Source organism: Kitasatospora sp. cg17-2 (genome assembly GCF_054031055.1).
The window spans coordinates 7,160,839-7,172,436 of record NZ_CM132923.1; the positions used below are offsets into that span (position 1 = coordinate 7,160,839).

The window sequence follows — 11,598 nt, forward strand, 5'->3', positions numbered from 1 at the left end:
GGGCCGTCGGTCCTGTGGTGGGCGGTCCTCAGACCGCCGCGGGTGCCCGCCGGGCGGAGTGCTCCAGCAGGATCTCCGCCACGACGCGCGCCAGGTCGAGCGTCTGGCGCCCGTTCAGCCGCGGGTCGCAGCCGGTCAGGTAGCGCTCGGGGAGCTGCTCCTCGCGCAGGTCCTCGCGACCGCCGAGGCACTCGGTCACGTCGTCGCCGGTCAGCTCCAGGTGCAGGCCGCCGGGGTGGCTGCCGAGCGCCCGGTGCACGGCGAAGTAGCCGCTCACCTCGGCGGCGATCCGGTCGAAGCGGCGGGTCTTCAGCCCGCCGGCCGCCGTCTCGGTGTTGCCGTGCATCGGGTCGCAGAGCCAGACCACCGGGTGCCCCGCGTCCGCCACCGCCTCCACCAGCGGCGGCAGCACGTCGGACACCCGGTCCGCGCCCATCCGGCTGATCAACGTCAGCCGGCCGGGGACACGGTCCGGGTCCAGCGCCTCGGCGTAGGCGACGGCCTGCTCCGGGGTGGTGGACGGGCCCAGCTTGAGGCCCAGCGGGTTGGCGATCCGGCGGGCCAGGGCGACGTGCGCGCCGTCGAGCTCGCGGGTCCGCTCGCCGATCCACAGGAAGTGGCCGGACAGCGCGTACCCGTCGCGCACCAGCGGCACCTCGTAGTCGAGCAGCAGGGCCTCGTGACCGGCGAACAGTTCGCTGCGGGTCGCCCCGGCCACCGAGTCCAGCACGTCGAGCGCGGCGCCGGCGCCGTCGTAGGCGGTGAGCATCCGCCGCGGGTCCGGTGTGCGGGCCTCGGCCGTCGCCGCGAGGCCGTTGACGATGTCGCCCCGGTAGGAGGGCAGCCCGTCCGGGCCGGTCGGGCTGGAGCGCGGCTTGGCGTACTGCCCGGCGACGCGTCCGACCGGCACCACCGGCAGGCCGGAGGCGACCTCGAACAGGGTCGCGCAGTGCAGCAGGGCGTGCAGGTTGGCGCGCACGTGCTCGGGGGTGTTGCCGGCGAAGGTCTCGGCGCAGTCCCCGCCCTGGACGACCAGGGCCCGGCCGAGCGCGGCCTCGGCCAGACGCTCCCGGAGCCGGTCGACGGCGGCGGGCTCGACCAGGGGCGGCAGGGCGCCGAGCGCGGCGCGCACCTCGCGCACCCGTTCCTGATCGGGCCACTGCGGTTGCTGGCCGGCGGTCAGGCCCGCGAGGGCCCGGGCGAGGTCGGGCCCGGTGCCGTCGTGCGGCGTCGGGGTCGTGGCGGTCGGCGTGGTCATCGGAGTGGTCATCCCGTCTTCCTCAGGCCGGCCCGCAGATCGGCCGGCAGGTCCTTGCGTCGGCGTACCCCGAGCTTGCGGTAGACCCGGGTGAGGTGCTGTTCCACGGTGCTGGCCGTGACGTAGAGGCGTCCGGCGATCTCGCGGTTGGTGTAACCGAGCACGGCGAGCGAGGCGACCCGCCGCTCGGACTCGGTGAGCGCGCCGAACCCGCCCGGCTCCCGCGGCTCGTCGGCGGCCGGGCCGCTCTCGCCGAGGTCCGCCGAGACCGACAGCAGCTCCTGGGCGAGCGGCTTCAGGCCGCACATGGTCGCCAGGTGCAGGGCCTGGCGCAGCAGCAGCCGGGCCCGGCGCTTGTTGCCGGCGGCCTGGTGCACCCGGCTCAGGTCGGTGAGCACCCGCACCTGCTCGTAGCGGTCGCCGGAGGCCTCGGTGAGGTCGACCGCCTCGGTGAGCAGGGGGCCGCGCCGCCCGGCCGGCCCGGCCGCGGCGAGCAGCCGCAGCGCCGGGCCCCGGTGGTGCGGCAGGTCGGCGTCGGCCCGGCTGAGCTGTTCGTGGATCAGCCGCCAGGCGCGGTCCCGGTTGTCGAGCCGCAGCCAGGCGTCGGCGGCCTGGGTGCGCCAGGGCACCACCCCCGCGCCGTCCAGGCCCCAGGTGCGCAGCAGTTCGCCGCAGGACAGGAAGTCGGCGAGCGCCGCGTGGCCGTGCCGGGTCGCCAGGTAGTGCTCGCCCCGGGCGAACAGGTAGTGCAGCCCGTACAGGCTCTGGAACATCGCCTCGCCGACGGCGTGGGTGAGGTGCTTGGCCGCCGAGCGGTGCTCGCCCGTGCGGCTCTCGGCGACGATCAGCGTGCCCAGCGGCAGGCCCACCGCGATGCCCCAGGCGGTGGGGCTGAGGTGGGTCAGCGCGGCCCGGGCGTGCTCGGCCGCCGTGGTCGGCTCGCCGAGCCGCAGGGCCGCCTCGGCGTGCGCCGCCGAGTACAGGGCCGTCGCGGTCGGGACCTCGCGGCGCGCGGCGGTGCCGAGCAGCCGTTGGCTCCAGACCGCCGCGGTGTCGGCGTGCCCGGCTTCGAGCAGCACCCGCAGCGCGAGCAGCGCGGCCTCCTCGGCCCACGGGGTGCGGCCGTGCAGGTGGGCGTCGTGCAGCACCTGCCGGGCGCGGTCGACGGCCTCCGCGGCCCGGCCCCGGGTGAGCGCCCCGGCGAGCGCGGCGGCGGCCCGCAGCTGCGGGTCGACGTCCGGGGCGACCGCGTGCCGCAGGTCGGCGGGCAGCGCCGGGACGCGGCGGCCCCGGGCCAGGCCCGGGTGGGTGTGGGCGAGCCAGGTCTCGACGTCGCGCAGCGCGCCGGTCTCGGCGGGGGAGGCCGGTCGGGTCCGGGCGCGCAGCAGGTCCAGGACGGCCAGCGCCTCCTCGCTCCGGCCGTGCCACAGCAGGTACCGGACGAGGACGAGCGCCTCGGCGAGCCCGAGGTGCCCGGCCCGGACCGCGGCGGTGAGCGGCACCAGGTGCCGGGCCGCCGCCGAGGGGTTGAGCTGCCACTCGGCCTGCGTCAGCCGGTGCCGGAGCACCGCCCGGTCGCTCTCCTCGGCGGCCTCCTTGTGGGCCAGGCGCAGGCAGGCGACGGCGGTGCGGTGGCGGTGGTCGAGCAGGGCGTGCTCGGCCGCCTCGGTCAGCGCGGCGACCGCCCACGGCGCGGGCGCCCGCCCGGCCTCGACCAGGTGCCGGGCCACCTCGGCGGCGGGGCTGCCCGTCTCGTGGGCCAGCTGGGCGGCCCGCAGCCGCAGTTCGGTGCGCTCGTGCGGGGCGAGGTCCTCCAGGACGGCGGTGCGGGCGGCCTCGGTGCGCAGCCGTCCCTCGCCGTCCAGCAGTCCGGCGGCGGTGAGCGTGGCGCGGATCCGGGCGACCGCGTCGGCGCTCTCCCGTTCGCCCAGCAGCCTGGCCACGTCCTCGGCCGGGGCCTCCTCGCCGAGCACGGCCTGGGCCTGGACGACCCGCAGGACGCCGGGGCCGGCCCGGTGGAGGCAGCTCAGCAGGGCCGGGCCGTAGCGCGGTTCGGGTTCGTCGGCGCGGTCGAGGTGCTCGTCGACGAGGGCGTGCAGCAGCAGCGGGTTGCCGCCGGCCACGTCCACCAGGCCGGGCCCGCGGTGACGGGCGTCCTCCTCGCCGAGGCCCTCGGTGACCAGGCGCAGCGCGCCGGCCCGGGACAGCGGGGCCAGCGTCAGGCGGTGGGCGTGCGGGTGGCGCAGCAGTTCGGCGTGCAGCCGGCGCCGCGCGGGCCACGGGGTGCTGCCGTCGGTGAGGACCAGCAGCACCCGGCTCTGCGGCAGGTGGCGGACGAGGTGGCGCAGGAAGTGCAGGGACGCCTCGTCGGCGTGGCCGATGTCCTCGACGCAGAGCAGCACCGGGGTGTCGGCGGCGGCCGCGAGCAGAGCGGTGGTGAGGTCGCGGCAGGCGCGCAGCAGCGCGGGCGACGGCGGGCCGGCCGGGTCGCCGGCCGGGCCGGTGCCGTGGAGGCCGGTGGCGTGGAGGGCGGAGCCGTCGAGGCCGCCGCCGTCGGGAACGGCGCCGTCGGGGGCGGTGCCGCCGGCGCGCTCGGCCGGGTCGGCGAGGACGGCCGGTTCGGCCAGCGCGGCCAGCCGCTCGGCGTGCCCGGCGGGCCAGCCGGGGGAGCGGGCGATCCGGTCGGCGATGCCGAAGGGCAGGTCCCGCTCCTGGGCGGAACAGCCCGCGCCCACGACCAGGACTCCGCGTTCGGCGGCCCGGGCGGCGAACACCCGCAGCAGCTCGCTCTTGCCGCTGCCGAGGGGTCCGTCGACCAGTGCCACCCGGCCCGCGCGGCCGAGACACTCGGCGAGCAGGTGGTCGAGTCTGTCGATGTGCGCATCACGTTCCAGCAGGGAAGGCACCGGGTACCCCCGACCTCGTCTCTTGTAGGCGTCCGGCCGCCGGTCCCCCGGCGGCCCGCCCGGGGCGGTGGCGACGGCCACCCGCTCCCGGTCGGACCCATCATGGGGACACCCCGCCCATTGCCCGGGAACTGACCGCCCATGGGCGGGCCACTGCCGCCGCTGCCGCCGGGCGGTGGCGGCGCAATGCCGCGGGGAAAACCGGCGGGGGGGTTGCCGGTGGTATCACGGATCAGAATTGACGCGCAGTCAATGGAAGGCCCGGGTCGAACTGATGTAGCATCGGGCACATTCGGAATGGCATCGTCTGGAATCGCCGGGAATCGAGGGGGTAGGGGTGCGATTCAACGTTCTGGGGCCGCTCGAAGTGCTCTCCGACGGCACTGACGTACCCATTCGGGGCCTGCAGCAGAGGGCCCTGCTCGGTGTTCTCCTGCTCCGCGCGAATAGCGTGGTGAGTATCAACGAGATAGTCGCCGCACTGTGGGGCGATGACCGTCCGTCCACGGCACGGAAAATGGTGCAGAACTCGGTGGCCGGGCTGCGCCGTGCATTCCAGGCGGTCGGGGAGCCGGCCGACGGGAAGGCCGTGCTGAATACCACTGTGCCCGGATACGTGCTCAGAATCGAGCCGGAACAGCTCGATCTCACGGAATTTCATGAGCTTGTCACAATGGGCCGGGCCCGACTGGCGGCCGGCGACTGGGCGCAGGCCTCCGAACTGCTGCGCCGCGCCCTCGGCCTGTGGCGCGGCCCGGTGCTCGCCGACGTGAGCGACGCCGGGCTCACCTGGCCCGAGCTGGCCGCCCTCCAGGGCCTCCGGCTCGCCGTCCACGAGGACTGCATCCAGGCCGAGCTGGCGATGGGTCGGGACCGCGAGCTGATCGGTGAACTGGAGTCCCTGCTGGAGGCCGAGCCGACCCGGGAACGCCTGGTCGCCCAGCTGATGGTCGTCCTCTACAACTGCGGGCGCCAGCCCGAGGCGCTGGACCGCTACCGGCGCACCCGGGACCTGCTCGCCGACCGCTTCGGCCTGGAGCCGGGCCGCGACCTGCGACGCCTCCAGCGCGCGATCCTCAGCCACGACCCAGCCCTGGCGCTGCGGCTCACCGCCGCCCCGGGCGGCCCGGCGGAGTTCCCCTCCCCGGCCGGAGCTCGGCCCGAGGCCGCCGCCCAGCAGCCGCCGCGCCCCCGGCCGGTCCCCGCCGCGCCCGCGCGCGCCGACGGCCGTGCCGACGACCGCGCCGGCGGCCGGGGCGCCGGGAGCACCGGCGCCCCGGCCGTCGAGCACGCCTTCCGCGCGCCCTGGGAGAGGGTCGAGCGGCGCCCGGCCAGCGTCGTCATGGTCCGCGCCCGGTGGACGGCCGACAGCGGCACCCTCGCCCCCGAGCACGTCGACCACGCCGTCAAGGAGCTGACCGCCGGCATCCGGCGCGAGATGGCGCCCTTCGGCGGACTCGTGCGCCGGGCCTTCGGCTCGGTGTGGCTGGTCGTCTTCGGCGTCCCCCGGGCCCACGAGGACGACGCCGAGCGGGCCCTGCGCGCCGCCCTCGCCCTGCGCCGCCACTTCGAGGAGCCCGGACCGGAGCCCGGCACCGCGGCCGCCGCCCGGCCGGTGGCCCACCTCGTGGTCGGCACCGGCGAGGTGGTGGTCACCTACGACGACAGCGCGCCCGAGCCCGTGGAGGTCACCGGCCAGGTCCTGGACGCCTGTCAGCACCTGCTGCCGCAGGTCCCCCGCGGGGAACTGTGGGCCGCCGACTCCGTCGTCGAGGCGGGCGGCGCAGGCCTCGGCTTCGCCCCGGTCCCCGGTGTCCCCGGCGTCCAACGCCCCGCGCCCTCCCGCCCCGACGGCCGGGGGCCGGCCGGGCACCCCGCCGAACCGCCGTTCCTGGAGCGCACCCACGAGCTGAACCTGCTGTGCGGCGCCTACCGGGACACCGTCCGCCGCCAACTGCCGCACCTGGTCACGGTGCTGGGCGAGCCCGGTATCGGCAAGACCCGGCTGATCGGGGAGTTCGCCGCCTCGCTGCGCGACGGCGCCGGACCGCCGGCGCCCCGGGTGCTCCACGCGGGCACCCCCGCCTTCGACGCCCACACCCCCTACGAGCCACTGGCCGGCGTGGTCCGCGCCTACACGGGCATCCGCGCCGGCGCGCCGGCGGCCGTCGTCCTGCCCGCGCTGACCGCCGTCGTGCGCGGGCTCTTCCCGCACGACGCCACCGGACCGATCGTCACCGCGCTCGCCGCCTGTCTCGGCCTGCCCGCCCCGGCCGCCGCCGCCCAGGGGCCGGACGGCGGCGCCGTGCCGCGGGAGGAAGTCCTCGACGCGCTGCGGCAGTTCCTGGAGGAGGCGGCCGCCGACCGCCCGCTGGTGGTCGTCCTGGACGACCTCCACCGCGCCGCCGACTTCGTCCGCTCCTTCGTCGAGGACCTGACCGTCCGGCTCGGCCCGGTCGCCCTGCTGCTGATCGCCGGCGCCCGCTCCGAACTGCTCCACACCAGACCCTCCTGGGGGTGCGCCAAGCGCCGCTCGGTCCTGCTGCACGTCGCGCCGCTGTCCACCGCGGCCACCGCCACCGTGATCGGCGCCGCCGCCGGCCGCCGCCACCCGACGCCCGCCGACGACCGCCGCGCGGCCCTCGCCGACGGCAACCCGCTGTTCGCCCAGGCCTACGCGCGGGCGGCGGACGTCGGGGTCGACCCGGCCGCCGCCCACCCGCCGGCCGTCCTCGCCGTCGCCGCCGCCCAGATCGACGGCCTCGACCGCACCGCCCGCTCGGTGCTGCGCGACGCCGCCGTCGTCGGCGGCACCCTGTGGCGCGGCGCGGTCGCCGCCGTCAGCCGGCGCGACCCCGAGGAGGTCGGCCGCGGCCTGGAGCTCCTGGAGTCGCGCGAACTGCTGCGCCGGGTGCGCCGCAGCGGCGTGCCCGGGGACGTCGAGTACGTCTTCCGGTACGCCGTCAGCCGGTATGTCGCGCTCGCCCAGCTGCCCGGCCGGGTCCTGGTCGAACGCCATCTGCGGGCGGCCGACTGGGCCGCCCTGCTGGACGTGCCCCGCCCCGGGCTGCTGGCCTTCCACTACGACCGCGCCATCGCGCTCGCCGAGGCGGACGGCACCCCGGTGGAGACTATGGAGCGCCGGGCCTGGGAGGCCCTGGTGGGGGCGTCCGCCCGGGCCGCCGCCGCGGGCGACGACGCGCTCGCGGTCAGCTGCCTCGACCACGCCCTGGACCGCTGTCCGCCCGGGGAGCCCGAGCGGGTCTGGCTGGTCACCCACCACCGCCGCATCCGCGACAGCCTCGGCACCCGCGACCGTCACAGCCGCCCGGCCGTTACCGGCTGACCCCGGCGGGGACGGGCAGCGCCGGGGCGAGCTCCCGCACGCGTTCCAGCGAACGGATCTTCTCCTCGACGTCGGTGACGTTGTTGGTCACCATCAGCTCGTCCGCGCCGGTGCGCTCCAGCAGGTCCGCCAGCGCCCGGCGGACCTCCTCGGCGTCACCGACCGCCTGGGTGCTGAGCAGCGCGTCGGCGGCGGCCCGCTCGGCCTCCGTCCACGGGTACGCGGCGGCCTCCTCGACGGTGGGCAGCGGCGCGATCGGCGAGGCGCCGTTCAGCCGCAGCACCGGGAACAGCGCCGGCGCCGCCAGCCGGCGCGCCTGCTCCGAGGTCTCCCCGCACACGGTGTAGGCGGTGACGATGGTGTGCGGCCGCTCGGCCCGGGCCGAGGGCCGGAAGCTCTCCCGGTACGCCCGCAGCGCCTCCTCGGTGCCGCGGGAGTTGAAGAAGTGGTGGGCGAACGCGTACGGCAGCCCGCGCCGGCCCGCGTCCACGGCGCTGCGCACACTGGCGCCCAGCAGCCACGGCCGGGGCGGCAGCGGCGGCTCCGGCAGGGCCTCCAGCCGCTGGTAGACGTGCCCGTCCGGGAAGCCGCCGTCGACGAAGGCGAGCAGTTCCTCCAGGGCCGCCGGGAAGTCCTCGTCGGGCGCCCGGCGCAGCGCGTGCGAGAGCACCGGGTCCGCGCCCGAGCGGCCGATGCCCAGGTCCACCCGGTCGGGGAACAGCGCGGCCAGCGTCCGGAAGGACTCCGCGACGGCGTACGGCGGGTGGTTGGGCAGGATCACCCCGCCCGCGCCGATCCGGATCCGGCTGGTCCGTTCGCCGAGCGCGGCCAGCAGGACGGCCGGGACGGACCCGGCGATCCCGCGCGAGTTGTGGTGCTCGGCCACCCAGAACCGGGTGTAGCCCAGCTCGTCGGCGGCCGCCACCAGCCGGCGGGTGCCGACCAGGGTGTCGGCGGGGCGGCCGGCGGAGTCGATGGACGAGATGTCGAGGACGGACAGCGGGACGGTCGGGGAACTGCTGGTCATGCGGGGGTGCTCCTTACTCGGGGTGTCACGCGTACCAGGTGGGGCGGGGGACTTCGCCGTGCAGGAGGTGGCGCCCGACCACCCGGGCGCGGCCCGGGTCGTCCTCGTGCACCCGCCGCGCCCTGGTGTCCCGCCAGTAGCGGTCCAGCCCGGCCGAGGCCTCGGCGCCGCCGGGGCCGGCCGCCCCGAGCGCGCCGACGGTGACCGCGTCGGCGGCCGCGCCGGCCTGCGCGGCCAGCGCCGCGACCCGGACGGCGTGCCGGCCGCGGTCCTCCTCGGTCACCGTGCGGCGGCGGGCGTGCAGGGCGTCCGCCTCGGCGCCGACGGCGTCGGCGAACGCCTCCACGGCCCACAGCGCGGAGGCCAGGGTGCCGTAGTGCCGGGCCGCGTCCGCGGCGGCGGCCTCGGTCAGCGGCGCCTGCGACCACTGCTCGCGGGCATGCCGGGCGGCGGCGTCCAGCGCGCCCCGGGCCGCGCCGATCAGCGCGTTGGCCTGGGCGAGCTGGAAGGCCGGGGTGAGGAAGGTGTTGTAGACCCGGGGCACGAAGGTCTTGTCGACGTGGCCGAGCGCCCCGGTCCAGGGGATGTTCGCGCCCTCGGCGACCACGGTCCCGGCGGCCAGCGACCGCAGCCCGAACTCCTCGGCGCCGGGCTCGAAGGACAGCCCCACGTGCTCGCTCATCGCGAGCGCGCTGATCGGGGTGTCGCCGTCCTCCGGGAAGCCCTCCAGGATGGTGATGTCCGACACCGGGTGGCCCAGGGCACGCTCCAGCCGCCCGTGGAACAGCATCTCCAGGCCGGTGTCCTCGATCACCAGGGGCGCCGAACGGGGCTTCGAGGACCCGCTGAAGAACCACCGGGCCCGGGCCGACACCTCGCCGATGTGCTGGATCTTCTCCTCGGTGCCGATGAACTCGGCGATCGACACCCACACGTAGTGGTGGGCCAGCAGCTCGCCGACCGAGGCGTCGGCCGCCGCGACGGTGCGCACCACCCGGAACGCGGTGGACCAGTCCTGGCCGCCCCCGCCGTACTCGACCGGCCCCAGCAGGGTCACCAGGCCGGTGTCCTTCAGCAGCTGGATCTCCCGCGCCGGCGGGGTGCCCTCGCGGTCGCGCCGGGCGGCGCCGGCCGCGAGTCGCGCCGCGACCTCCTCGGCCCGCCGCAGCCACACCTCGGCGGCCTCGGGGGCGGCGTCCGTCGTCGTGTCAGTCATGTCTCCCACTTCGTGACGTGCTCGCCGTCCTGCCCGGCGGCGTGTTCGGTGTCCTGCTCCGGGGCGTCGCGGCCGGTGACCTCCGCGCCGTCCGTCCTGCCCGCGCTGTCCGGCTTGCCTGCACTGCCCGCGCTGCCTGCACTGCCCGCGTTGTCCGAGCCCTCCGCGCTGCCCGCACCGTCCGTGCTGCCCGCACCGTCCGCGTCCGGCAGCCGCAGGACGGCGTCCAGCAGGGCCCGGGTGTACGGGTGGGCGGGGGCCTCGAAGATCCGCTCGGTCCCGCCCTCCTCGACGACCGACCCGCCGCGCATGATCAGCACCCGGTCGGCGACCTGCCGCACCACGGCCAGGTCGTGGGTGATGAACAGCAGGGCGATGCCCCGCTCGCGCCGCAGCCGGTCCAGCAGCTCCAGCACCTGCGCCTGGACCGAGACGTCCAGCGCCGAGACCGGCTCGTCGCAGACCAGCACCTCCGGACGGCCCGCCAGCGCCCGGGCGATGGCGACCCGCTGGCGCTGACCGCCGGACAGCTGGTGCGGCCGGCGGGAGAGCAGCTCGGCCGACAGACCGACCTGGTCGAGGAGTTCCTCGCACTGCCGGGCCCGCTCGGCGCGCCGCAGTCCCGGCAGCGCCTCGCCGATGATCCGCGCCACGGTGAACCGGGGGTCCGCCGAGGCGTACGGGTCCTGCTGGACGAACCGGATCGCCGAGCGCTCGGCCCGGCGCCGCCGCTCCGGCAGCGCCGACCAGGGCCGCCCGTGCAGCAGCACCTCCCCGGCGTCGGGACGGGACAGACCCATCACGATCCGCGCCAGCGTGGTCTTGCCCGAGCCGGACTCGCCGACCACGCCCAGCGCCTCGCCCGCCCGCAGGGTGAACCCGACCTCGTCGAGGGCCCTCGGCCCGCCCGGGGCGAAGGACTTGACCAGCCCGCGCCCGGTCAGCACCGGGGGCCCTTCCTCGGCGCTCGGCACCTCCGGCGAGGACGGGACGGGACGGGCCGGCGGGCGGCCCGAGGGCACCGCGTCCAGCAGCATCCGGGTGTACGGGTGCTCCGGGGCGGTCAGCACCCGGCCGACCGGACCGCTCTCCACCACCTCGCCCCGCCGCAGCACCAGCACCCGGTCCGCCAACTGGGCCACCACCGCCAGGTCGTGACTGACCAGCAGCAGCCCCCGGCCCTCGGCCTTGAGTCGGCCGAGCAGCGCCAGGATCTGCGCCTGGACGATCGCGTCCAGCGCCGTGGTCGGCTCGTCGGCGATCAGCAGCGGGGCGTCGGCGGCCAGCGCCGAGGCGATCAGCGCGCGCTGGCGCAGCCCGCCGGAGAGCTGGTGCGGGTACTGGGTGCGCCGGGCCTCCGGCTCCGGCACGCCCACCGCCGTGAGCAGCTCCACCACCCGGGCCTCGCGGTCCGGGCCGGCGGTGCCGCCGAGGCGGGCCGCCTCGCCGATCTCGGCGCCGACGGTGCGCAGCGGGTCCAGCGCGGTCAGCGCGTCCTGGAAGACCATGGCGACCCGCCGGCCGCGCACCGTGCGCCACTGCCGCTCGCCGAAGCCGGCGGTGTCCGCCCCGCCCACCTCCAGGGTCCGGGCGGAGACCCGGGCCCGGGCGCCCGCCAGTCCGACCAGGGAGCGGGAGGTGACCGACTTGCCCGAGCCGGACTCGCCGACCAGCGCCACGCACTCCCCGGCGCCGATGGCCAGCGACACCCCGTCCACCGCGGGCCGGGGCGCGCCGGGGAACGAGACCCGCAGCCCCTCCACCCGCACCAGCGGCACCGGCGCACCGGTGTCCCCGGCCGCCGCCTTCGCCGCCGCCGCCGCTTCCGTTGTCGTCGTCGTCATC

General features: G+C 77.2%; 6 protein-coding genes. 1 reads left to right on the top strand and 5 read right to left on the bottom strand.

Annotation, left to right across the window (positions count from 1 at the left end):
• Nucleotides 1-28 precede the first annotated feature (28 nt).
• Together ACW14Y_RS30200 and ACW14Y_RS30205 are read right to left on the bottom strand one after the other, a co-directional pair.
• The gene (locus ACW14Y_RS30200) at nucleotides 29-1,270 is read right to left on the bottom strand and encodes a 3-deoxy-7-phosphoheptulonate synthase (RefSeq protein ID WP_380394740.1); all 1,242 of its coding nucleotides are present in this window, start codon (nucleotides 1,268-1,270) and stop codon (nucleotides 29-31) included.
• Nucleotides 1,267-4,164, bottom strand: coding sequence for an AAA family ATPase (locus ACW14Y_RS30205; protein ID WP_456984018.1), 2,898 nt, complete (start codon nucleotides 4,162-4,164; stop codon nucleotides 1,267-1,269). Before ACW14Y_RS30205 ends, ACW14Y_RS30200 begins: the two co-directional genes overlap by 4 nt.
• Before the next feature lie 517 nt (nucleotides 4,165-4,681).
• Here ACW14Y_RS30205 and ACW14Y_RS30210 point away from each other — a divergent pair.
• Nucleotides 4,682-7,510: a BTAD domain-containing putative transcriptional regulator gene (locus ACW14Y_RS30210; RefSeq protein WP_456988290.1), complete on the top strand. Its 2,829-nt coding sequence runs from the start codon at nucleotides 4,682-4,684 to the stop codon at nucleotides 7,508-7,510.
• Here the strand turns inward: ACW14Y_RS30210 and ACW14Y_RS30215 are convergent.
• From ACW14Y_RS30215 to ACW14Y_RS30225, 3 genes are read right to left on the bottom strand one after another with little or no spacing between them, the layout of a single operon-like run.
• Nucleotides 7,500-8,537 (bottom strand): LLM class flavin-dependent oxidoreductase, encoded by a 1,038-nt coding sequence (locus ACW14Y_RS30215; protein ID WP_380311711.1) that lies wholly within the window; start codon nucleotides 8,535-8,537, stop codon nucleotides 7,500-7,502. The genes ACW14Y_RS30210 and ACW14Y_RS30215 overlap by 11 nt on opposite strands.
• 25 nt (nucleotides 8,538-8,562) lie before the next feature.
• A complete protein-coding gene (locus tag ACW14Y_RS30220; protein WP_380311713.1) occupies nucleotides 8,563-9,753 on the bottom strand; it encodes an acyl-CoA dehydrogenase family protein in 1,191 nt (396 codons plus the stop codon).
• Nucleotides 9,750-11,597 (bottom strand): dipeptide ABC transporter ATP-binding protein, encoded by a 1,848-nt coding sequence (locus tag ACW14Y_RS30225; RefSeq protein ID WP_456984020.1) that lies wholly within the window; start codon nucleotides 11,595-11,597, stop codon nucleotides 9,750-9,752. The genes ACW14Y_RS30220 and ACW14Y_RS30225 overlap by 4 nt, the downstream gene beginning before the upstream one ends.
• Between the last annotated feature and the right edge of the window lies 1 nt (nucleotide 11,598).

Bases quoted from the DNA above. Each gene is read 5' to 3' on its own strand.
- ACW14Y_RS30200 (WP_380394740.1), bottom strand. From the start codon at position 1,270: ATGACCACTCCGATGACCACGCCGACCGCCACGACCCCGACGCCGCAC.
- ACW14Y_RS30210 (WP_456988290.1), top strand. From the start codon at position 4,682: ATGGTGCAGAACTCGGTGGCCGGGCTGCGCCGTGCATTCCAGGCGGTC.
- ACW14Y_RS30215 (WP_380311711.1), bottom strand. From the start codon at position 8,537: ATGACCAGCAGTTCCCCGACCGTCCCGCTGTCCGTCCTCGACATCTCG.
- ACW14Y_RS30220 (WP_380311713.1), bottom strand. From the start codon at position 9,753: ATGACTGACACGACGACGGACGCCGCCCCCGAGGCCGCCGAGGTGTGG.
- ACW14Y_RS30225 (WP_456984020.1), bottom strand. From the start codon at position 11,597: ATGACGACGACGACAACGGAAGCGGCGGCGGCGGCGAAGGCGGCGGCC.